Source organism: Cyclonatronum proteinivorum (assembly GCF_003353065.1).
Classification (GTDB): Bacteria; Bacteroidota; Rhodothermia; order Balneolales; family Cyclonatronaceae; genus Cyclonatronum; species Cyclonatronum proteinivorum.
The window spans coordinates 920,127-942,126 of the sequence record NZ_CP027806.1 but is presented as its reverse complement, the minus strand read 5'-3'; the positions used below and the strand labels follow the sequence as shown (position 1 = coordinate 942,126).

At 54.0% G+C, this 22,000-nt stretch carries 18 protein-coding genes; 13 read left to right on the top strand and 5 right to left on the bottom strand.

The window, feature by feature from the left end; all coding sequences use genetic code 11:
• Positions 1 to 7: 7 nt before the first annotated feature.
• The 3 genes from CYPRO_RS03615 to CYPRO_RS03605 form a co-directional block, all read right to left on the bottom strand.
• Complete coding sequence (locus CYPRO_RS03615; protein ID WP_114983328.1) at positions 8 to 1,000, bottom strand: 3-oxoacyl-ACP synthase III family protein; 993 nt, start codon at positions 998 to 1,000, stop codon at positions 8 to 10.
• Positions 997 to 1,740 (bottom strand): 3-oxoacyl-[acyl-carrier-protein] reductase, encoded by a 744-nt coding sequence (fabG, locus tag CYPRO_RS03610; RefSeq protein ID WP_114983327.1) that lies wholly within the window; start codon positions 1,738 to 1,740, stop codon positions 997 to 999. The genes CYPRO_RS03615 and fabG overlap by 4 nt, the downstream gene beginning before the upstream one ends.
• Before the next feature lie 94 nt (positions 1,741 to 1,834).
• Positions 1,835 to 2,338: a GbsR/MarR family transcriptional regulator gene (locus CYPRO_RS03605; protein ID WP_124245508.1), complete on the bottom strand. Its 504-nt coding sequence runs from the start codon at positions 2,336 to 2,338 to the stop codon at positions 1,835 to 1,837.
• 480 nt (positions 2,339 to 2,818) lie between these two features.
• Between CYPRO_RS03605 and ggt the strand changes: the two genes are divergently transcribed.
• From ggt to CYPRO_RS03590, 3 genes are all read left to right on the top strand, one after another.
• Complete coding sequence (gene ggt / locus CYPRO_RS03600) at positions 2,819 to 4,549, top strand: gamma-glutamyltransferase (protein ID WP_114983325.1); 1,731 nt, start codon at positions 2,819 to 2,821, stop codon at positions 4,547 to 4,549.
• Positions 4,550 to 5,233: 684 nt separating this feature from the next.
• Positions 5,234 to 5,491 carry a type II toxin-antitoxin system Phd/YefM family antitoxin gene (locus CYPRO_RS03595; protein WP_114983324.1) on the top strand — a complete coding sequence of 86 codons (258 nt, stop codon included), beginning with the start codon at positions 5,234 to 5,236 and terminating at the stop codon, positions 5,489 to 5,491.
• A complete protein-coding gene (locus CYPRO_RS03590; RefSeq protein WP_114983323.1) occupies positions 5,479 to 5,781 on the top strand; it encodes a type II toxin-antitoxin system RelE/ParE family toxin in 303 nt (100 codons plus the stop codon). Before CYPRO_RS03595 ends, CYPRO_RS03590 begins: the two co-directional genes overlap by 13 nt.
• A 358-nt stretch (positions 5,782 to 6,139) precedes the next feature.
• Here the strand turns inward: CYPRO_RS03590 and CYPRO_RS03585 are convergent, their stop codons facing one another.
• Complete coding sequence (locus CYPRO_RS03585) at positions 6,140 to 6,862, bottom strand: PIG-L deacetylase family protein (protein ID WP_114985680.1); 723 nt, start codon at positions 6,860 to 6,862, stop codon at positions 6,140 to 6,142.
• 150 nt (positions 6,863 to 7,012) lie between these two features.
• On the opposite strand from CYPRO_RS03585, the gene CYPRO_RS03580 reads away from it, so the two are divergent.
• Positions 7,013 to 9,457, top strand: coding sequence for a DNA internalization-related competence protein ComEC/Rec2 (locus tag CYPRO_RS03580; RefSeq protein ID WP_114983322.1), 2,445 nt, complete (start codon positions 7,013 to 7,015; stop codon positions 9,455 to 9,457).
• A 14-nt stretch (positions 9,458 to 9,471) separates the two neighbouring features.
• Here the strand turns inward: CYPRO_RS03580 and CYPRO_RS03575 are convergent, their stop codons facing one another.
• On the bottom strand, positions 9,472 to 11,400 hold the full coding sequence (locus tag CYPRO_RS03575) for a hypothetical protein (protein WP_124245507.1): 1,929 nt from the start codon (positions 11,398 to 11,400) through the stop codon (positions 9,472 to 9,474).
• Positions 11,401 to 11,465: 65 nt separating this feature from the next.
• Here CYPRO_RS03575 and uvrC point away from each other — a divergent pair, with 65 nt between their 5' ends.
• The 9 genes from uvrC (at position 11,466) to tkt (ending at position 21,866) form a co-directional block, all read left to right on the top strand.
• Complete coding sequence (gene uvrC, locus CYPRO_RS03570) at positions 11,466 to 13,319, top strand: excinuclease ABC subunit UvrC (RefSeq protein WP_114983320.1); 1,854 nt, start codon at positions 11,466 to 11,468, stop codon at positions 13,317 to 13,319.
• A 279-nt stretch (positions 13,320 to 13,598) separates the two neighbouring features.
• Positions 13,599 to 14,234 carry an RNA polymerase sigma factor gene (locus tag CYPRO_RS03565; protein WP_114983319.1) on the top strand — a complete coding sequence of 212 codons (636 nt, stop codon included), beginning with the start codon at positions 13,599 to 13,601 and terminating at the stop codon, positions 14,232 to 14,234.
• The gene (locus CYPRO_RS03560) at positions 14,200 to 14,895 is read left to right on the top strand and encodes a hypothetical protein (RefSeq protein ID WP_114983318.1); all 696 of its coding nucleotides are present in this window, start codon (positions 14,200 to 14,202) and stop codon (positions 14,893 to 14,895) included. Before CYPRO_RS03565 ends, CYPRO_RS03560 begins: the two co-directional genes overlap by 35 nt.
• Positions 14,896 to 15,174: 279 nt before the next feature.
• Positions 15,175 to 15,996, top strand: a complete 822-nt coding sequence (locus CYPRO_RS03555) for a ParA family protein (protein WP_114983317.1) — start codon at positions 15,175 to 15,177, stop codon at positions 15,994 to 15,996.
• 43 nt (positions 15,997 to 16,039) lie between these two features.
• A complete protein-coding gene (locus CYPRO_RS03550; RefSeq protein ID WP_114983316.1) occupies positions 16,040 to 16,975 on the top strand; it encodes a ParB/RepB/Spo0J family partition protein in 936 nt (311 codons plus the stop codon).
• Positions 16,976 to 16,990: 15 nt separating this feature from the next.
• Positions 16,991 to 17,785: a DUF5683 domain-containing protein gene (locus CYPRO_RS03545; RefSeq protein WP_114983315.1), complete on the top strand. Its 795-nt coding sequence runs from the start codon at positions 16,991 to 16,993 to the stop codon at positions 17,783 to 17,785.
• 11 nt (positions 17,786 to 17,796) lie between these two features.
• Entirely contained in the window at positions 17,797 to 18,501 is a 705-nt protein-coding gene (locus tag CYPRO_RS03540; RefSeq protein WP_114983314.1) for an LOG family protein, read from the top strand.
• Positions 18,502 to 18,622: 121 nt separating this feature from the next.
• Entirely contained in the window at positions 18,623 to 19,606 is a 984-nt protein-coding gene (locus CYPRO_RS03535; RefSeq protein WP_124245506.1) for a tetratricopeptide repeat protein, read from the top strand.
• A 265-nt stretch (positions 19,607 to 19,871) separates the two neighbouring features.
• Complete coding sequence (gene tkt / locus CYPRO_RS03530) at positions 19,872 to 21,866, top strand: transketolase (RefSeq protein WP_114983312.1); 1,995 nt, start codon at positions 19,872 to 19,874, stop codon at positions 21,864 to 21,866.
• Positions 21,867 to 22,000: the final 134 nt, after the last annotated feature.

Sequence of the window (22,000 nt, the reverse complement as noted above, 5' to 3'; positions counted from 1 at the left end):
TCCGGGTTTAGTAGCGGAAGGCGTTACAGGCGAAGGTGAGGCCGCCGCCGGAGCCCATCATTACAAAGATGTCCCCTTTCTGAAGGCCGCCGCCGCGTATGCTGTGGTCCATGACCATGCCGATGGCGGCCGAGCCGGTGTAGCCGTAGGTGCTCATGATAGCCGGCGCGGTTTCCCGCGGCAGGCCGAGGTTATCCATCGTTTCCCAAATCTGATTGATGTTGATTTGGGTCATGAAGGCCTGTTTGATGTCGCTGACCGCAAACCCGCCGCGTTCGGCAACGGTGCGGATCATGTCGGTCCACATAATCGGGTTGAGCTCCTTCGGGAATTTTTTGGCGAAGATGAGCTTGTGCTCCTGCGCGGCAACGCTCTGCGGCGTAACGGGATGCGCGGACCCGCCCTGATAGATGCCCATGTAGTCGTTGTACTCGCCCCGCGTGCGCATGTCGCCGGCGAGGTGTCCGCCGTTTTCGGTGCCGTCGCAGCTTTCCAAGACAGCAGCAGCGGCGCCGTCGGCGAAAAGAGTGACCGTTTTTTTGTCGTCGAGGTTGAGGAAACGGCTCATGCCGTAGGCGCCGATCACGACGGCATAGCGGTAGCGCGGGTCACCTTTGATGAAATTCACCGCCGTTTCGGTCGCTGTTACAAAACCGGCGCAGGCGGTATTCAGATCGAAGCTCGCCGCATTTTTGAGTCCGGCTTTGTACGCCACAACCGAAGCCGTAGAGGGCGAAATAAACTCGGGCGTATCCGTCGAAATGATGAGCAGGTCAACCTGCTCAGGCTTAAGACCCGCCATTTCGAGGGCCCGTTCTGTGGCGGTGATGCAGAGGTCGCTGAGCAGCTCTCCCTCCCGCATCCAGCGACGCTCGCGTATCGTGAGGTTTTCCTGAAGCCAGGTGTCCACATCCTCCCCCAGCCGCTCATTGAACCAGCTGTTAGGCACGATCTGATCCGGTACGGCCATGCCGCTTCCTATAATCCGGGCGTTTCTCACGAAATAATTCCTCCGTCAACACTAATGACAGTTCCCGTGATGTAGGCCGCGTGATCGGAAGCGAGGAACGCGTAGGTGTGCGCGATGTCTTCGGGCTTGCCCATGCGGCCAAGCGGCACCTTCGAAACCATCATTTCGATCACTTTCTCCGGCATTTGCTGCACCATCTCCGTTGCGATGAATCCCGGTGCAACCGCGTTCACCCGAATGCCCTTGCGGCCCAGCTCGCGCGACCAGGTTTTGGTCATGCCGATCACACCGGCTTTGGTCGCCACATAGTTGGTCTGCCCGAAATTGCCGTAGAGTCCTACGACTGAGCTCGCGTTCAGAATCACGCCCGTACCCTTTTCAATCATGTACGGCGCGGCAATCTGCGTGCAGTTAAACACTCCTGTCAGGTTCACGTCAATCACCTTTTGCCAGGTTGCCGGATCCATCTTCACCAGGGTTTTGTCCATGGTGATGCCCGCGTTGTTGATGAGCACATCGAGCTTGCCGTCAGCCGCGATGATGGCTTCGATGCCGGATTTCACGTCTTCATATTCCGCAACATTTAGCTTGCGGAACGCCGCTTTTTGTCCGGCTTCGGTTAGGGCCGTTACCAGCGCGGTACCCGCTGCTTCATTCAGATCCCAGATATGGACGCTTGCGCCTTCGGCAGCAAAAAGTTCGGTGGTCGCCTTGCCGATGCCGGCAGCACCGCCAGTGATGAGGACAACTTTGTTTTCGAATCGGTTCATGAAAGATATAGGCTTAATGGATTTTGATTGTTTGAAAAATTTCAAATGTTAAGGGTGAAGACTTATCCTCATCTCTTATATCGGGTAAAGCGCCTCAGAGAGTGCCGCTTTCGATGAGCTCAGGTTTCACGGATTCTTTCCAGTGCTGCAGGAAGGCTTTGTTGTGTTCGGCCATAAGCTCATAAAAATGTTTCATTTCAGCCATGCGGGTTGCGAGGTGTGCGGTCTGCTCGTCCTGCTCGGGCAGGGTTTCGGCAAAAGACTGAAACTTCTCCCCAAGCTGCTGATTGCGGCGCATCGAAGCGGCATAATTGGCAAACGCCTGACCAAAAATATCGGGCACGGCCTGATAGTAATCCTTGCGCTCGCCCTTCACCCACACTTTTTCGATGAGCTGATGATCCTTGAGCTTGCGTGCAATCTGCGACACCGGTCCCTTGCTCATTTGCAGCCGTTCGGAGATTTCATCCAGGGAAAGCGGGCCGGGCGTAGCAATCAGCAGCGCCACAATTTTGCCCATCAGCGAGCTGTACCCGAGGTTCTGATAGGCCTCCGCGTAGGCGTTGACGAGCTGATCTATGAGTTCGTGCTTGTTCATCGTTTGATAAATTTGATTTTTTTCAAACAACGGTTTTTGCACTTCAAAAGCAAGCACAATTTTCAGCGAAAAAGCGTTTTTTTCGGCCTTATCCGCCGCTCAGCCAAACAGCCGCGCAGCGCTCCAACGGCTGCAATCCTCCCCGGAATCAGGCTCCTTTGGTAGTTCTGCCCTGTTTTTTTGGGGGAAACGCCTTGCACATCACTGGCAGCTGATGCAACCCGATAAACCCCAAACCTACGGCATGTCCCGTGCTTTTTGAGTACACAACGACAGACCGCCAAACGCACAAACCGCGGGCTTTTCCGTAGGCTTGGGATTTCTCCACCACCCGCCAAGGCCAGTGATGCGCAAGGAGTCCACCCAAAAAAAACAAAGCCTTGTACTGTCCGAAATGCGGGTTTCAGGGCTGCCTTTGCCGCTTCATTTCCCTGCGGAAACGCCCGGACATGTAGCGGCGCCATTCCCTATCTTGGGGATATGACCTTTTTTCTCCGCCTATTCCCGCTCCTCTTCCTTCTGCTTTGCGTGGCCGCCTGCTCCCGGCCCGCGCCCAACCTTGAACCGGCGCAGCAGCCCGCCGAGCAGCTTGCCGCGGACTTCATGGTCTCGGTCGCCTGTCCGCACGCCGCGGAGGCCGGACGCGCAGTGCTCCGGCAGGGCGGCACCGCCATCGACGCCGCGATCGCCATTCAGGCCATGCTTACCTTCTCGGAACCTACCGAAAGCGGCATAGGCGGCGGGGCCTTCCTTTTGTACCGCGACGCCGCAAGCGGAACCATGACAGTATTTAACGGTCGCGAAACCGCGCCCATGGCCGCGCAGCCGGACCGCTTCACGGTGCTCGGTCAGCCGCTGCCCCTGCCGCTCGCCATCCCGACCGGCGCGGCTTTCGGCGTGCCGGGCACTCTCGCCCTGTTATGGGATGCCCATCAGCAGCACGGTCAGCTGCCGTGGACCGGGCTGTTCGGACCCGCCATCGAAGCCGCGGAAACCGGCATCCCCTACCCACCCGCGCTCCTGCAGCGGGTTCGGGCCGACTACTCCATCCAATTCTTCGGAGACCTCCGACGACATTTCGTGTACCAGGCGCGGGGCGAGGCACCGGTATTTCGTAACGCCGAACTCGCCGAAACGCTCCGTCGTTTGGCCCAAGAAGGTCCCGACCACTTCTACCGCGGCGAACTTACCGACGAGATGGTCCGCACCGCCCGCGCCCGACGGCCATTCCGCAGCGACATCACCCCTGCCGATTTCGAGGCCTACCGCGTGAAGCAGCAGCAGCCCGTGTGCGGCAGCTACCGCGGTTACACCCTCTGCGGCCCCCCGCCCCCGTCGAGCGGCGGCATCGCGGTGCTGCAGATACTCGGCATGCTCGAATCCTTAGACCTGCGACGCTACCAGCCGGATGATCCCGAAGCGCTGCACCTCATCGCCGAAGCCAGCCGCCTCGCCTTCGCCGACCGCTTCCTGTATCTCGGTGATCCCGATTTCACCGATATTCCGGTGCAGGCTCTCATCGCCCCGGACTACATCCGTGAACGCGCCACCCTCATTGATCCCGCCCGTGCCATGTCCGACGCCTTCGCCGGCGACCCGCTCCGCATAATTCCCGAGCAAGAAGAGCTCCCCATCCCCGACGAGCCCGAATCGCAGGGCACCACCCACTTTTCGGTCACTGACCGCTACGGCAACTGGGTTTCCATGACGAGCTCCATTGAAGCCCCCTTCGGCAACCGGATGATGACCAACGGCTTCCTCCTCAACAATCAGCTCACCGATTTCACCTTCCGGCCGGTCTTCGACGGGCAGCCGCACCCGAATGCCGTTGCCGGCGGGAAGCGTCCGCGCAGCTCGATGTCGCCCTTCTTCGTGCTCGATTCCGAGGGCGAACTCCGCCTCATCGTCGGCTCCCGGGGCGGCAGCCGCATCATCGGCTACGTTGTCCAAACCCTGATCGGCGTACTCGACTGGGACCTCAGCATACAGCAGTCCGCCGCCCTGCCCAACATGGTGCACCGCGGCGACGCCCTCGAACTCGAAGCCGGCACCCCTTACGAAGCCCTGCGCCCCGCCCTGCAAGCCCTGGGCCACCGCGTGCGAATCACCCCCATGCAAAGCGGCGTCCACGGCATCGAATGGCTCCCCGCCACCGCCCAATACCGCGGCGGCGCCGACCCCCGGCTGGACGGTGTTGCAACCGGAGACTGAAGCCCTGCAACAAAAGCCATCATCAGGTTGAAGCTTTCTTTTTTTGGGGAAAACTCCGTGAACATCAATGGCGCAAAGGCAACACAAACACCCCAAACCTAAGATGAACCCCTTGCTTTTTTGCGACCGGGCATGACATTTACTTCACATGCCTCAACAAAATTGTGAAGATTTCCATCACAGCAAAGCCAGCTACCTGGTTTTGCTTCATGATGTACCAATCGGGAAAGTAAAGCATGCTCTGTTTCAGTTTTTTACCAAATGATTTGGCCAATTGCTGATATGTTCGTCGTTCAATCCGGCGGGTTGTAGCTTGTTTTCAAACTGGTAAAGCCCTCACCCAGTACACATAAGTCTTTTCAGTGCTGTAGACATATCCCGGGGTTCTGATTTCATTTCTGAGCTGCGTAAGCAGTTTAGGTTTAGCTGACATAGGTTTAACCTGAAGGATTGAAAAGATTGAAGTCGTATAAGTAGTTCCATATACGACTCCGCAAAAGGCAAAACCGTACAAATCATTAAGTGCCATTTTAGGTACTTAATGCGTACCCAGGCGTTGCATAAGTATTTAATTCTTTGCTTATACGACGTGGAGGAGTATATTGTCAGTTGCTCAACAAGTAGTTAGCGCATTTAAAATCCATTCTTGCCATAAATCACTAAAAGTGACACTTTAGTAGCACTATGAAAACAGAACTTGTCACCACACTAAAACTTCAAGCCACAAAGATACTAGACGAACTCCACCGGGAGAAGGAGCCTGTTTTGATCACAGAGCACGGCAAGCCATCCGCTTATCTTGTTGATGTGGATTCATTTGAAAGTTTACTTCGCAGGCTGAAGCTCCTTGAAGGTCTTGCGCGAGGCGAAAAAGCTATCCTTGAAGATCGCGTGGTAACGCATGAAGAGGCCCAAAAGAAAATGAGTCGATGGCTCAAATAATCTGGACGGAACCGGCACTTCAAGAACTCGATGAAATTGCTGACTACATCTCTCTGGACAATCCGAATGCTGCAAGGAAGCTTATTCGCAGCGTTTTTAAACGTGTCGCTCAATTACGCGAACATCCAAAATCAGGAAAATCGGTAGAAGATCTGGAAGGGTCCATTTATCGCAGATTATTGGTTTCGCCTTGTCAGATTTTTTACAGAGAAGAAAATAACCGTGTCTACATCATCCATATAATCAGAGATGAACAATTTCTTCATCTTGATATTCTCAGGATGCGGTAAATTATCAATAGATGCTCTAACAATCGGTTTCGTGCTGACCGGTTCACACTTTCTGCTGAAACTCAAAGATGGTCGCCCGGCAGCACAAACCGTGGGTCGTTATATCGCAATACTCGGGCAAGCCCCCACAGCTCAACTCTTGCTACTCCTACCTCACCCCAATCCGCACATATAGCATTTCTAATCACAGCAAGCGCATCATCTGTTGTCCACACTATCCCCGATTCGTGTACTACAACTGTTGATGAGCCGGAAATCATCACCCTGCCGTATAGCCCGTCCCTAAGCCCAACAGCTCAAATCCTGCCCCATCCAAAACCCGGGTTCTACACAAGATGCGCTACAAGGCTGAGATAAGCTACTTCACCAACTCCGGCAACTGCGCGGTCAGATCCCGGAGCGGGGGATCAAACGACTCCCCGAAGAACTCGAAGTGTATGTTGTCGTGTACGCGTTTGTCCACGCCGGTTTTGGCGATGGTATCGAGGTAGGTTTGGTAGCACATCAGGGCGTCGTAGCCGATTTTGGCTTCATCATCCGTAACTTCAATCACGCAGTCGATATCTTCGGCGGGGGATGCTTTCAGGGTGAAGTGTCCTTCCGTGATGGAATCCGGTCCCATTGTAAAGAAGGCTAAGCGTTTGGGATAGGGGCTGCCCTCGCGCTTCATCTCGCAGAAGACGCGCTTCACGCAGGCATGGCTCACGAGATGGTCAAAAAATCCGCTGATACCGTGCACCGCATAGGTGATAATCACATCCGGCTTAAGCTCTTCGATATGCGCACGGAGTACCTGCTCAATATCCATCGGACACATGTCCTTCAGTCCGGAATCCGGCAGGTCGAGTACCGTCATGCCGGTGAGTCCCAGGGTTTGCTCTACCGCTATCATCTCTTTCAGACGGACTTCTCCCATTTCTTCCACACTGAGACCGAGATCATGCCGGACGCGGGTTGCGCCGCCTTTGGTGAGGGTGAGGAGAAAGACCTCATGTCCCTGTTTGAGCTGCTGCGCGATTCCCGGCGCGGGACCAAAGGACTCATCGTCGGGGTGTGGAAAGATATAAAGGATACGGGACATGTTTTCTTTTTTTGGGTGATTTGTGAGGTCTTCGAAAATTAGTTGTTTAAACAACCATTTAATGTTCCCCATCGTTTACCTGCTTCCGGATAAATTGTAAAATATGGCGGACGGGCTGAAAGGAAATTCGGAAGCGGTACTCATGGAGGTATGTTTCAACCCCGCGATTCATACCGTTTTCCGTTCACAAGCTACCCGGCGGTGCGACTGGCGCTGTTGGTGATGGCCGGGATTTTGTGTGCCCGCCTGGAGCTGCTGTCGGGTCTGGCGGCTGCAGCTGTTGCGGTTTCGCTGTTGTTACTCACCCTGCTGCTCAATTATGCAGTCCGGCAACAGCTGCGGTTTGAACTTTCAGGTCACCTAAGCCTGAGCTACCTGCTGTTCATATTCAGTCTTGGCCTCACTGCCGGCAGCTATCAGCTGGAGCGCCATCAGGCCCCGCGGCCTGAAATCGTGCTGGGAGAGCTTTTTCCGGCCGATACCCTCCGCTGGCACGGTACCGTTCGGGACGCCTCTCTGAATGCTGGGGGTACGCTCTCGGTCATCCTGCAGGCCGATTCGGTGATGAGCGCAGACGGCGCGCTGGCTTTCCGGCACCGGTTCCGCACGCAAATCCGCTTCTTTCGTGCCGACAGCACACAGGTCGCAAGCCTCCGTAACGGGTATCAGGTCGTTATTGAGGCGGTTCCGGCGGCCATCACTCCCAGGCGCAATCCGCACGATTTTGATGTAGCCCAATGGCTTCACGGGCAGCAAATCTTTGTGCAGGCTACCGGCGGGCACGCAGCGACCGTTCGTCCCGCACCGGCTTTTGTGAGCTGGGGCTGGTGGCGTAACCTCATGCAGGACAGCATTGACGAAGTGTTCTCCCCCGAACAGGCCCCCTTAGCGAAAGCCGTGATGCTGGGGCACCGCGCCGGTCTTGATGCGGAACTGCGGCAAAACTTCAGCCGGGCCGGGCTCGCACACCTGATGGCGGTATCGGGTATGCACGTCGGTTTTCTGCTGCTGCCCTTTTGGTTTGTGATTCCGGTTTTCTGGCGCATGAAGCACGGCGCCTGGCTGGGCTTGGGGTGCATCTTCCTGCTGCTGTGGCTCTATGCGGGCATCACGGGCTTCTCGCCTTCCGTGCAGCGGGCCTCGGTCTTTGCATTTTTTGTAGCCATGGCTCGGCTTTTCCGCTATCAGCGCGATCCGGTGAACCTGACCGGTCTCGCAGCCCTGCTCATTCTGCTGATTGATCCGGCTTCGTTGTTTTTGATTGGCTTTCAGATGTCCTTTGCGGCCGTGCTCACCATTTTTACGCTGCTTCCGGTTTTGCAGCGGCTTTTTGATCCCAAGAAGCGCCATCTCTGGTACGCCAAACTCACAAGCCTGACCCTGCTGAGTTTTTGTATTCAGTTCGCACTCATGCCCGTATTGCTGCACCGCTTCAACGAATTCTCGCTCATCGGTCCGGTGATGAACACCCTTGCGGCACCGGTTACGCAGGTCGTTTTCATCTGGGGCTTTGCCGGCATTTTTCTGAGTTGGATACACGGCCCGGCTGCCGCCTTCCTGACCCTGCCTGCGGACTGGCTCGCACTGCTGCTGGCCTGGATGACAACATTTGCGGCGAACGTCCCCTACGCCTTTGTGCAGGGCCGGCTGGATTCGCTGCTTTTCTATCCGTTTTGGATCGCCTTGTTCTTCGCCCTTGCGGCTTCCCTTCAGCCAGCGCTACGGTTCCGTTTTGTAGCGCTATGCCTGTGCTGCGGCCTGCTGTGGCAGGCGGATGTCCTTCGTCAGAAAATTGCCGAAGCGTCCGGAGTACAGCTCACTTTTTTTGATGTGGGGCAGGGTGATGCCGTGCTCATCCAAACGCCGCTGGGCCGGGCCTATCTGTACGACACCGGGTTATGGTCGCCCTTCGGAAACAGCGGCGACCGCTTTATTCTGCCGCACCTCAAAGCCGAAGGCATCCGTCACCTTGACGGCATTTTTTTATCGCATCCGCATAGCGATCACATCGGCGGGCTGCTCAGCATTATGCGGGAAATTCCGGTATCGTTGATTTATGACCCCGGCTTTGAACATCATACCGCTTTGTTCGCAGGCTATCGTACTGCTGCCCGCGAGCTCGGCATCCCCGTCGTTACGCCGCAAATGGGCGATGTAGTCTGGCTGGATGAAGTCACACCAGGCTTCATTTTAGGCCCGCATCCTGACATCCGCTCCACCAATCCCAATGAGCACTCGTTGGTACTGAAGCTGCGCTACGGGACGCAGTCTGTACTGCTTACCGGCGACGCCGAAACCCAGGCCGAAGAGCTGCTCAGCCGTCAGTTCGGAGACTGGCTTAATGCCACCATTTACAAAGCCGGACATCACGGCAGCCGTACGAGCTCACATCACGTGCTGCTTGAAGCGGTACAGCCCGACATCATCGTTGTTTCTAACGCCCTCCGCAACCGCTACAATCATCCGCACCCCGACGCAACAAGCCGCATGCGAAATTATGTGCCGGATGAGCATCTGCACTACACCGCACTTGACGGCGCACAAATTTTCCGCCTGTATGGCGACCGTACGGAGCGGGTTATGTGGCGGGAATAGTGTTGAGATTAGGGTTATCGCTTACCGAGTAGTCCCTTCATGTCATTTAAGTAAGCAGACCACCGCTCGTTGATTTTATCTTTCACCTGCTGCTCGCTTTGCTGATAATCGTTGGCGATAAACCAGTCAGATGCATGTTCTGAAATCCGATCCTTGTATCCGGGGCCTCTTCCCCATTCAGCTGACATCTTATCCCACAAATCAATATCGTATTCAAGTTGGTTTTTATAGACCTCTCTGCCAGCTGAATACACCATGAGATTTAGCTGCTCAAAATGTCTTTCAGTGGTTGAAATCAACTGTTTTAATAGGGAGTGCGCAGGTTGTAAGTTGTTTTGATCTAACATGTTGCGTACCAGGTACAACAGCTCCAGCCGCAAGCTTTCGAGTTTATCAACGACCTGCTTTCTTGCAGACGCACCTAAATGCTGATAAAAATCCATATTGTACCAATCCCCCAGGCGGTTTACGCTTGCTCTTATGCTTGAAGCATATACCTGATTTGATCTCAGGGCTTCAAGCAGATCAGAATAGTACGCGTTAATTTCCGGCTCTGCCAGTTCAGCTTTTTTAAGCCATGGCTCCAAGGTAGTCAGCACTGTTTTCTTTGCTTCGGCGGCCGTTTTCGAATGGATTTCTTTTTCAATCTGACTTAAGTCTTCGAATATTTCTGAAATACGCTCAAATCTCAAACTCCGGAAATAACCGATTTTTGTGTTGATTAACTTCTGAAGCTCACCCGGCGCGTCTTGTGCGGCATCAAAAAACGCAACATCGATGGTTTTTGATTTGAACAGGCTTTGCAAATCCGTGCGGATGCTTTCTTTTCGTATTTCTCTGCCATCTTCTTTGTCACCCGCCTCTTCATCTCCGAACAGTACTTTCTCTGCTTCATCATTTCTATCGAGCACAAGAATCATGGCTTCGTTATTGAGCCGATCGTCATTTATACCCGAATTAACGGCGAGTTCAATAATTCCTGTCGTTGCCTTATCAGGTGCATCGTTAAAGCGGCTGCAAAAGATATTTAATGTTCTTTCATCATTAAGGCATTCATCAAGGTCAGTACGGTTCGAAGTCTGATCAATACCTTTGGTATCCAAAATACTGATGTCCAGATCAGACAAATCAAGAAGGGGCCCTTTGATATAGATATTTATTTTTTTTGCTAAAGGGACGTGTTTATCGCTTCCAAAATTTATTGCTCTGAAAGTTTTTTGAATAAACTCGTTCTGTGGCAGCTTATCAGTATTATAGAACTTTGTTTTAGTTCGGTTTTCATAATCTATCCTTGACATCAGATCTTTAATAAGAAGCTGTTTCGTTTCAAACTCCGTCACGTAAGTCTTAACCGGATCATAGCTCACCGGCTTACCGTCCCTTTTTTCTTTTTTCCAGGACAGACCTGTCATTCTCCGCAAAACACGCTCTACTTCACTACTGATAATGGACTGTTCGGTAGTACTCCCCTTTTCGTCATAAACAGCACTTGCAAAATCATAAATAAACTTTTCAACCTCATCAAAGGTGTGCGGTGTGACTTCAAAATACTCTTCTTCTCCGGAACTGATTTCAACCTCGCAAAGCGTTGTTCTGCCACTCGAAGTGCTTAAACTGGTCTTGTTCTCATGAAATAAGTTTAGCAGCTTACATATAGCATGCGTCTTTCCAACCCCTACAGCACCAATAAATGCAACCCTATGATCCTTCCTTGCGAGAAAACCCGATAATAAATTCACTTCATTTTCAAACTGTTCAAGCTGTTTATAGGTTTGAGAGTCCTCAGAAAGGATGTTTCTTATATTAGTTATCTTTTCATCAATGTTGCCCTTCAATTGCTGCAAATCCATAATATTTATACTTTTATCTTTAATACTTGTTGCTTGTTTTAATTTATAGGGTTCTAATAATACTAATTCACCTACAATAATAAAATTGAGCAAATTAGATTCATCATATCATTCATTTAACATTTAGATTTCAGTAAAAATAAACTGCCCGCCTCCCCATGTCCTACACCGCCTACGATACCCTGAACCACAAGCTTGAACACCTGCCGCTCAATCCCGGGGTGTATCAGTTTAAGGATGCTAAGGGTACCATCATTTATGTAGGCAAGGCCAAGAAGCTGCGAAACCGGGTGCGCTCGTATTTTCAGGAGTCGCGGCACCATTCGGGCAAGCTGCGTATGCTTGTCGTTAAAATCCGGGATGTGGAAACCATCATCACCGATTCAGAGGCGGAAGCGCTCATTCTCGAAAACAACCTGATTAAAAAACATCAGCCCCGATACAACGTCGCCCTTAAAGACGACAAAAGTTATCCCTACATCTGCCTCACCCGAGAAGAGCGCCCAAGGGTGTTCCCTACCCGCACCGTCATCAAAAACGGCAGCAAGTATTACGGCCCCTATGATCACGTAGGCAAAATGAAACACATGCTCGAAACCATCCGCAAGGTGTTCGGGCTGTGTACCTGCGCCTGCAACCCGCGGAGTATCGACCTGAACCGCGGCATGCCCAAATGGTACAGCTGTTTCGACGACTATTTTGAATCCTGCTCGGCAGAGCTGCCGCTCGATCAGTATCAGGACAAACTGCAGAAAGTCGTACGGCTGCTCAATGGCAACACGGCCTCGCTCATCCGGGAGCTGAAAGAGGAAATGCAGATTGCCGCTGAGTCTCTTGCTTTTGAAGAAGCCGCGGGGCTGCGTGATGGCATTGAAGCGCTGCAAAAGTACAGCGAGAAAATGAAGATGGTCACCAACGATGAGATCAACCGTGATGTCTTTGCCGTCTATGCCGACCGCGAAGAAGCTGTTGCCTGCGGGGTACTGTTTAAAATCAGGGAAGGAAAGCTGATCGGACGGCATAATAAGGTGCTCAAAAATATTGAGGAAGTGCCCGATGAAGAGCTGCTGCAGGCCTTCGTGGAAGATTATTATACCGGTGATACAGCCGGCATTGAACCGGACGAGGTGCACGTGAGTCACGATTTTGAAGATGCGGATCCCCTGCTGTCCTATCTGAGCGAACAGGTGGGCCGAAAGGTCAGGCTGATTGAGCCCAAAATCGGGGAGAAGGCGCAGCTTGTTAAGATGGCCGAAAGCAATGCCAAACTGCTGGCTGCAGACTATGTGCTGCAAAAGAAAAAGGCCGAAAAAGATTTTGTACCGCATTCCCTGAAAAGCCTGCAGCGCGATCTCTTTCTGCCCCGGGTTCCGCGCCGCATTGAGTGCTTTGACATCTCCAACCTGATGGGCACCGATCAGGTTGCGTCAATGGTGTGCTTTGTTGATGCGCAGTCGCGCAAATCGGAATACAAGCGCTTTAACATCAAAACGGTGCAGGGTCCAGACGACTTTGCTTCGATGAAGGAAGTCCTCACCCGCCGCTACAGCCGGGTGATGCGCGAAAAACAGCACATACCCGATCTCATTGTCGTGGATGGCGGCAAGGGACAGCTTTCGAGCGCAGTTGAAGCGCTGCAGGAAATCGGTTTTTACGGTCAGGTGCCGATTGTGGGCCTCGCCAAGCGGCTCGAAGAAATTTTTCTGCCCGGTCGTCCCGATCCGGTTATGATTCCCAAAACATCATCGGCCCTGAAGCTGCTGCAGCGGGTACGGGATGAAGCGCACCGCTTCGCGATCACCTTTCACCGGGAAAAGCGCTCCAAGCGTACCTTCAGCTCTGAGCTGGAATCCGTTCCGGGCATTGGCGCCAAGACAGCGCAGAAGCTCATCCGTGAATTCGGCTCCGTGAAAAAGATGCGCGAAACCGGACTGGAAGAGCTGAAAGCCAAAGCCGGTGCCAAAACAGGCGTCCTTTTATATGAGTGGTTCCATCCCCAAACAGAAAAATGACTACACCGTACACCACAATATGTGCTAAATTGTGGACACTCTCCCGTAACGCGGTTCAAGCCAACCGGCTAAATCAGCTCATTTCGGGGATTTTCGGGGTTTTGGCAGCAGTGGTACAGTTGTTGCCCTTACAAATGCAGAATACTTGCAGCATTCATTACCGGTCGCAGAGGGGTAAGTACTGAATCGGCCCGGTAACGAAACAGCAAGGCAAAATGGTACGGCAGGGGGCTATTGTAGCTCTGTGCAATAACACATACCCACTAACGTTTCTGCACTATGTTATCTGTTAATAAGATTTCAAACCCGGCACTTTCAGCAATGGATGACCACGAACTCGTTCGTGCCTTCCGTCAGGACGGAAACCAGCAGGCTTTCGCCGAGCTGCTGAATCGTCACCAAAACAAGGTGTACTCCTACATCTACAGTATGGTGATGAATCCGGAAGTAACAAACGACATTTTTCAGGAAACCTTTACCAAAGTCATCACCAAAATGGATGACACCTACAACGAGCAGGGTAAATGGATTGCCTGGGTAATGCGAATTGCACACAACGCGACTATCGATCACATCCGCAAGCGCAAGCGTTTTGTAGATGTGAACGCAACTGCCGACAGCGATTATGATTTTTATGACAGGCTTGAAGACAAAGATGCTTCCGACGCTCAGGATGATATGGAGTTCAGAGAAGCCAAAGGCAGCCTGCTCAAGCACATCAGTTCGCTTCCCAAAGAGCAGCGTGAAGTTGTAATGCTTCGCCACTACCATGAAATGTCGTTCAAAGAAATTGCTGAATTGACCAATGTATCTATCAATACAGCCTTAGGCCGGATGCGCTACGCGCTCATCAACCTGAGAAAAATGTTCGACAAAGAAAATGGCAAAACATACGAATACGTCAGGCGCGGATGATCTTCTGCTCCGCTATGTTCTCAATGAGCTCGATCCGTCAGATGCACGTTTGGTTGAACAGGCCATGCTTGAAGATGAAAATGTGCTCATTGAGATCGAAAGCCTCCGGCTCACCCTAAGAAAGCTGCGCGACCTCCCACAGGTAGCGCCACCGCCGGGGCTTCAGCAGGAACTCCTTCAAAAAGCCGCTGTTCAGGCCGAAAAGAACCGCAAGCAATCGTCCAAAGCACGCCTGAACCGCTATCTCCGGTACTACACCATGCCCGCTGCCGCTGTTATGATCATGGCGCTCGGGCTTGGTTATTTTATCCACTTTCTGAATGAGACGTCCGCACAGCCGGATGCCTCATCCTCAGAAGTGATCCAAACGGTACCGGACCGCAGCTCCGTAACGGCCCCCATACTGCGCGACCTTCCCCGGGCCGCTGCACCTCCGGCTCACGTTCACAGCATGCGGCAGGCTTCCGCAGCGGCAACCTCATGGAACAGCGACCGCTCGCCAATGCGCATACAGGTTACCAACGGCGTTACCGAATTAATGCCTTCTGAAATACCCTTCACGCCGTTTCAGGGCCCTCAGAATCCGCGGCCGGTCAACCGCAGCGCCTTCGATTTTACTTCCAAACCGCGGGACTTCCACCTCATACAAACCACAAGGTAGCGCTTCCCGTCCCGCTTACAACTTACGCCCGTTTACCCGAAAGGTCAGTCCATAATTCGGTAAACGGGCTTTTTTTATTTCATTATATTGGTAAGCTATACCGGAAACTGTCCGGAACCGTAATTTTAAGGCCTCAGTGCAAACCCGAAAGCCTCACGACTGACGCTAAACAGCCTTTTTGTGCCGTCAGCCGCAGCACGGGCGCCCCGGTCAACTGCGGTATTCCGCACCCTCAGTACCGTTCATACTACATTACACCATCATCAATTATTTGCTACTATGGGAAAAGTGATTTCCATTGCCAATCAGAAGGGCGGGGTAGGTAAAACCACTACCTCCATCAACCTTGCGGCAAGTCTTGCGGCACTGGAACACCCAACGTTGCTCATCGATATCGACCCGCAGAACAACTCAACCAGCGGCCTCGGCATTGAATCTCCTTCCGTAAAAGCCTCGGTTTACGAACTGCTTACCGAAAACACCCCGGTCGAAGACGTAACCATGAAAACCGAGCTGCCGCACCTCGACCTTGTGCCGAGCCACATCAATCTGGTCGGGGCCGAAATCGAAATCATCGACCGGCAGCGGCGCGAGCATATCCTCAACGAAGCGCTCGAAAAGGTACGCGACCGGTACGATTTCATCATCATCGATTGCCCGCCCTCTCTCGGCCTGCTCACCATCAACGCCCTCACGGCCTCCGATTCGGTACTCATCCCCGTACAGTGCGAGTATTTTGCGCTCGAAGGGCTCGGGCAGCTGCTCAACACCATCAAAATCGTACGGCAGCACCTCAACCGCAGTCTTGAAATTGAAGGGGTAGCCCTCACCATGTATGATATCCGCACGCGGCTATCGGCTCAGGTTGCTGAAGAAGTGACCCGCTACTTCAACGACAAAGTATTCGAAACCCTGATTGCCCGCAACGTGCGCCTTGCCGAGTCGCCCAGCTTCGGAAAACCCGTGCTGTTGTACGACTCCGTAAGTACCGGCTCCCAAAATTATCTTGCCCTCGCCCGCGAAATCATTGAACGCAACAAATCGCTCTTCCCGGACAGCCCCGCCCTCAAAACCGGCGGCAAAAAGAAAAGCGGCAAATAAATCACATTCAGCCGCATAAACGGGAAAACTCCAACTATCTGAAATGGCAAAAAAAGTATTAGGCAGAGGTCTCGGGGCCTACTTCCCCAACCTCGACGAACAGGAAAACCCTGAAAACGAAGGGCAGACGCCTCCCGGTCTGCCTCCCAATACATCAGCGGAAAGCGCACGCGACCGCGTCAACATCACCCTGCACATCCCCGTCGAATCCATCCGGATGAACCCGCATCAGCCGCGAACCGATTTCGACAGCTTCCGCCTGCAGGAGCTCTCCGACTCCATCGTACAGCACGGCCTCATACAGCCGATAACCGTACGACACCTCGGCCGCGACCGCTACGAACTCATCTCCGGGGAGCGCCGCCTCCGCGCCACCCGCATGGCCGGCCTGCCCGAAATCCCCGCCTTCGTGCGCGAAGCCGACGACGAACAAATGATCGTCTTCGCCCTCATCGAAAACATACAGCGCGAAGAGCTCAACCCCATCGAGCTTGCCCTCGGCTATCAGCGCCTCATCGACGAATGCAGCCTCACGCAGGAAGAAGTTGCCCAGCGCGTAGGCCGCAACCGCACCACGGTAACCAACCAAATGCGCCTGCTCCGCCTGCCCGCGCCCATACAGCACGGTCTCAAAACCGGCAAAATTACCGCCGGACACGCGCGCACGCTCATCAACGTAGAAGATCCCCAAAAACAGGAAGACCTCTACAACAAGACCATCGAAAACGAGCTCAGCGTGCGGCAGCTCGAAGAACTTGTGCGCCTCATCGGCAAGCCCTCCAAAAACAAAAGCAAGCAGCCGGTACCGCAGCCCGATCTCGAATACCGCGAAATCACCAACCGCCTGCGCCGCATGCTCGCCACCAAAGTCGACATCCGGAAAAAAGCCCGCGGCGGCGAAATCAAAATCGAATACTACTCCGACGACGAGCTCGAACGCCTGCTCCACCTCTTCGAAGGCCTGCATCAATCCACCTGATCGCCGTGCAACGCCATGCGCTACCTCCCCGCCTTAGCCTTAGCACTCATGCTGCCGCTCCTGCAGCACAGCACCGCAACGGCACAATCCCGCACCGCCGCTGAGCTACCGGCTGCACAGCCAAATTCAGGGCTTGTTTTTTTTGGGAAGGGGGATGCATCTGCCCTCGGAGCTTTGGCGCGCTACGTCGCAGAAGGCCAACACCCGGGCCCCAACACCGGGCGGCATACGCAGCCGTCCCCCGGGCAGTCCCGGCCCTTTCCTTCCGCGGACGGGCTACGTGTTTTGCCTTCCACAGCTGAACGCGACACCGTGCCCAACCCCCGCGATGTCATGCTGCGCTCGCTCATGCTCCCCGGCTGGGGGCAGTACACCAACCGGGAAGTCTGGAAAATCCCCATCGTGTACGGCCTTATTGGCGGACTCGGCTACTACGCCTACTTCGCTGATTCGCGCTACCGCGGCTACCGCGCCGCCTTCTACAACGGATTCGAGCAAAACACAGACCTCCGTTTCGGTCCCACTCCCTCCTGGATTCCCGAAGGCGCAACACCCGACTTCCTCCGCAGCTCCCGCGACTTCTACCGCAACCGACGCGACTTCCTCATTTTTACCACGGTACTTGCCTACGGCCTGAACGTGCTCGACGCCTACGTATTCGCGCACATGCGCGACTTCGACGTAAGCGACGACCTCAGCTTCCATGCCGGTCCGCAACAGCCGGAACCCTATCAGGCTGCCGCAGCCCAAACCCCTGTCCCGCTGCCGCCGCTCTCGCAGCAGCTGTTCACCCTCCGTTACCGATTTTAAACCTCACGCTTATGGCCGCACACTATTCAAAAAAACAAATCCCGGATCAGTACAGCGACAAAAGCCCGCGCGACAAAGATCTCTGGGGCGTATTCAAAGTAATGGGCGAATTCGTTGAAGGCTACGAGCGCATGACCGAAATCGGCCCCTGCGTCTCCATTTTCGGATCCGCGCGTCTGGGTCCCGACAGCCCCTACTACGCCCAAACCGTAACCCTTGCGGAAATGCTGACGGAAGTCGGTTTTGGCGTCATCACCGGCGGCGGTCCCGGCCTGATGGAAGCCGGCAACAAGGGCGCGCAACAGGGCCGGGGCAAATCCGTGGGCCTCACCATCCGCCTGCCTTTCGAAGAAGCGTCCAACCCTTATGTAGACCCCGCCTACCACATTGATTTCAACTATTTCTTTGCCCGCAAGGTCATGTTTGTGAAGTATGCACAGGGCTTTGTGGTCTTCCCCGGCGGCTTTGGTACCCTCGACGAGCTCTTCGAAAGCCTCACCCTCATACAAACCGGAAAAATTGCGCCCTTCCCCATTGTGCTCATGGGCACCGCTTTCTGGCAGGGGCTAACGGAGTGGCTCCGGGAAACCCTTCTTACCATAGGAACCATTAGTTCTACCGATATGGGTTTATTCCGTTTAACAGACGATCCTAAAGAAGCCGTAGATCACATTATCTGCTTTTACAAGGACCACAAAATAGCTCCTAACTTTTGATATACAGGTTAAATTAGCCTATATTCGCACACTTCTCCAAAAAGCCGGTGCTATACTACAGCAAGCTGCCCCGGCGTTAGGTTTTGTACAACTCACACTACAACGAATATATATTTTCACTATGTCGCAACTAAAGAGTTACTTCTCTGTCTTATTGGTGTCACTTTTAGTGCTCGCCGCAGCCGGATATACACAGGCACAGGATCGTGCTGCCGCAGTAGACGCGTTCAATGAGGCGCAGGAACTTCTTCGGGCCAGTCAGTTCGAGCAGGCCCTCGCACAATTTCAGGAAACACGCCGCATCGCGCAGCAAGCCGGCAGCGACGCTGACGACATCCGCGAGCGTGCCGAAACACAGATTCCGGCCATTCAGGTACAGATCGGGCAAAACAGCTTCCGTGCCCGCAACTTTGAGCAGGCTATCTCCGAGTTTGACAAAGCTTACGAACTCGCAAACGATGTCGGCAACACCCGAATCGCGCAACAGGTTTCAGCGAACATCCCCGTGATCATGCTGCAATGGGGCAACACAGAGTTCAATGCCAACAACAACGACCGTGCGGAAGAAATCTACCGTATGGCACTCGAACGCAATGAAAACTACGCACAAGCTTTTCATCAGCTGGGCCTGATTGAGCGCAGAAGGGGCAACATGGACGCTGCCCTTTCAAACTTCGACCGGGCTGCAGAGCTTGCCACCGCGCAAGGCCGTACCGACGTTGCGCAACAGGCACGCAATTCCGCCCGCGATTACCTCACCTTTGCAGGTGCTACGCAGATTGAAGAAGAAAACTTCCGCCGCGCTGTTGAACTCCTGAATCGCTCCCTCACCTACGACAACAATCATGCAGAAACGCTCTACCGTCTTTCTGAAGCGCACAACCAACTCGGCAACTGGTCACAGGCGGTAACCAACGCAACCCGCGCCCTCGAATTCGAACAAGGCGGACAGGTTGCCCGCGCCCGTATCTTTTTTGAACTAGGCTTTGCCCAAATGAATCAGGGCAACGACAGTCAGGCCTGCACCGCATTCAGCAACGCTGCCTTCGGTAACTTCCGTGCTCCAGCCGAGCACCACATGGAGCACGACCTCGACTGCCCGTAAGCAAGCCAAGCTGTTAACGACTTGAAGCCGCTTTGTATGGGCTTCCCGCAACCTAAAAAGCCTGTCACAACTTCTGATTGTGGCAGGCTTTTTTTATTCATGTCAGGCGTTTTACTGATTCGCCCTGTGCCTGGAAATTATCCGGGTGAATAATGCGGACAGCGACAATGTCGTAAGGCAGTCAAGTCCAAAATCAGTATCTTACACGGATATAGGAATTCACTGTTATTAAGATATTTAATTGTCTTTCAAATTTTTGTTATTTATGTCTTTATCTCTCGAGCAACGCTGTGTTCACACCATCCGGACCCTATCTATGGACGCCGTACAGAAGGCAAATTCCGGCCATCCCGGTATGCCTATGGGCATGGCAGATGTGGCCTTTGTGCTGTGGACTGAGTTTTTGAAACACAACCCCGCCAATCCCAAATGGCATGACCGCGACCGCTTTATTTTGTCGGCAGGTCACGGCTCCATGCTCCTCTACAGCCTATTGCACCTCACCGGCTACGACCTTAGCCTGGACGAACTCAAAAAATTCCGGCAATGGGACAGCCTCACCCCGGGGCATCCGGAAGTCCATCTCACTCCGGGGGTCGAAACGACAACCGGTCCGCTGGGGCAGGGTTTCGCAAACGGGGTGGGTATGGCGCTGGCCGAAGCACACCTCGCCTCCCGCTACAATCACGCCGGACACAAGCTCACGGATCACTTCACCTATGCCATTGTGAGTGACGGCGATCTTATGGAAGGCGTCTCGCAGGAAGCCGCATCCCTTGCCGGGCACCTGAAGTTGGGCAAGCTGATTTACTTCTACGACGACAATAAAATCACCATCGACGGTTCTACAGATCTCGCCTTCACCGAAAATGTGCAGCAGCGCTTTGAAGCCTACGGCTGGCACTGCATCCCCATCGACGGGCACGACCGCGACGCTATTCGCGAAGCAACCCGCAAGGCGCAGGCCGAAACCGGAAAGCCTTCCCTTATTCTGTGCCGCACCCATATCGGGTACGGAAGCCCGAACAAACAGGACACCGCCTCGAGCCACGGTTCGCCTCTCGGAGATGACGAAATTTCCCTTACCAAAAAAGGATACGGCCTTGATCCCGATAAAACCTTCCATATAGAAGAAGATGTGCTGGCATATTTCCGCCGTGCCCTCCCCAGAGGAGAAGCTGCAGAAAAAGCGTGGAATGAGCAGCTTGACGCCTGCAAAGCCGCACATCCGGGAATCGTATCCGAATACCTGAGCCGCATGGAAGGACAGCTTCCCGCCAACTGGGATGACGTCCGGCCCGAATTTCCCGCCGACCCCAAGGGCATGGCAACCCGCAAGGCCTCCGGTCTCGTACTCGACGCCATCAGCCCGAAAATTCCGGCCCTTGTGGGCGGATCTGCCGACCTGAGCGGCAGTAACCTGACCAAGGCACAGTCCGCAGGTATTGTGCAGTCTGACGCTTATCAAAACAGCTACATCCATTACGGTGTGCGCGAACATGCCATGGGGTCCATGATGAACGGTATGGCCCTGCACGGCGGCGTGGTTCCTTTCGGCGGCACCTTCCTTGTATTCTCAGACTATTGCCGCCCGGCTATCCGCCTCGCAGGTCTTTCCCATATTCAGGCCATCTACGTGTTCACACACGACAGCATTGGCCTGGGTGAAGACGGCCCGACCCATCAGCCCATCGAGCACCTTGCTGCACTCCGGGCTATGATTAATGTGCTGGTTATGCGTCCGGCGGACGCCAATGAAACGGCCTATTGCTGGCAGGCCGCCATTGCCAACCAAAGCGGCCCAAGCCTGCTCGCCCTCACCCGGCAGAATCTGCCCACCCTCGACCGTACTACCTACGCACCGGCAGCCGGTACCCTGAAGGGCGCGTATGTGCTCAACCCGGAGGTCACATCCCCACAGGGTATTCTGATGGCAAGCGGCTCAGAAGTAGAGATTGCCCTGAAAGCGCACGAGCTGCTTGCCGCCGAAGGCATTCAGACCCGCGTGGTAAGCATGCCCTGCTTCGAGCTGTTCGAGCAGCAGGAAGCGGCCTACCGTGAAGAAGTGCTGCCCGCTTCTGTGCAGGTTCGCGCAGCGGTCGAAGCGGGAATCCCCATGGGTTGGGAGCCTTACACCGGAAGCCGCGACAAAGTCGTTGGCCTGACCAACTACGGCGCCTCCGCACCTTTCGAGACCCTCTATGAAAAATTTGGTCTCACCCCCGAGGCCGTTGCAGCCAAAATTAAAGCACAACTCTGACAGAAATCTAAAAATACGTATCGGAGTCAACTTTGATCAGGCGGCTTGCTTTTGAAAATAGCGTCGGGTTTTTCCCGGCGCTATTTTTTTTTGATTGAGTAGCTCTGCGATACGGGTCTCTCCGGGGCAGCGTA

Excerpts from the sequence above, each read along its gene's own strand:
- tkt (WP_114983312.1), top strand. The coding sequence starts at position 19,872 with ATGTCTTTATCTCTCGAGCAACGCTGTGTTCACACCATCCGGACCCTA.
- CYPRO_RS03585 (WP_114985680.1), bottom strand. The coding sequence starts at position 6,862 with ATGTCCCGTATCCTTTATATCTTTCCACACCCCGACGATGAGTCCTTT.
- CYPRO_RS03560 (WP_114983318.1), top strand. The coding sequence starts at position 14,200 with ATGGCAAAACATACGAATACGTCAGGCGCGGATGATCTTCTGCTCCGC.
- CYPRO_RS03550 (WP_114983316.1), top strand. The coding sequence starts at position 16,040 with ATGGCAAAAAAAGTATTAGGCAGAGGTCTCGGGGCCTACTTCCCCAAC.
- CYPRO_RS03580 (WP_114983322.1), top strand. The coding sequence starts at position 7,013 with ATGTTTCAACCCCGCGATTCATACCGTTTTCCGTTCACAAGCTACCCG.
- CYPRO_RS03555 (WP_114983317.1), top strand. The coding sequence starts at position 15,175 with ATGGGAAAAGTGATTTCCATTGCCAATCAGAAGGGCGGGGTAGGTAAA.
- CYPRO_RS03605 (WP_124245508.1), bottom strand. The coding sequence starts at position 2,338 with ATGAACAAGCACGAACTCATAGATCAGCTCGTCAACGCCTACGCGGAG.
- CYPRO_RS03590 (WP_114983323.1), top strand. The coding sequence starts at position 5,479 with ATGGCTCAAATAATCTGGACGGAACCGGCACTTCAAGAACTCGATGAA.
- CYPRO_RS03545 (WP_114983315.1), top strand. The coding sequence starts at position 16,991 with ATGCGCTACCTCCCCGCCTTAGCCTTAGCACTCATGCTGCCGCTCCTG.
- uvrC (WP_114983320.1), top strand. The coding sequence starts at position 11,466 with ATGTCCTACACCGCCTACGATACCCTGAACCACAAGCTTGAACACCTG.
- ggt (WP_114983325.1), top strand. The coding sequence starts at position 2,819 with ATGACCTTTTTTCTCCGCCTATTCCCGCTCCTCTTCCTTCTGCTTTGC.
- fabG (WP_114983327.1), bottom strand. The coding sequence starts at position 1,740 with ATGAACCGATTCGAAAACAAAGTTGTCCTCATCACTGGCGGTGCTGCC.
- CYPRO_RS03540 (WP_114983314.1), top strand. The coding sequence starts at position 17,797 with ATGGCCGCACACTATTCAAAAAAACAAATCCCGGATCAGTACAGCGAC.
- CYPRO_RS03565 (WP_114983319.1), top strand. The coding sequence starts at position 13,599 with ATGTTATCTGTTAATAAGATTTCAAACCCGGCACTTTCAGCAATGGAT.
- CYPRO_RS03595 (WP_114983324.1), top strand. The coding sequence starts at position 5,234 with ATGAAAACAGAACTTGTCACCACACTAAAACTTCAAGCCACAAAGATA.
- CYPRO_RS03535 (WP_124245506.1), top strand. The coding sequence starts at position 18,623 with ATGTCGCAACTAAAGAGTTACTTCTCTGTCTTATTGGTGTCACTTTTA.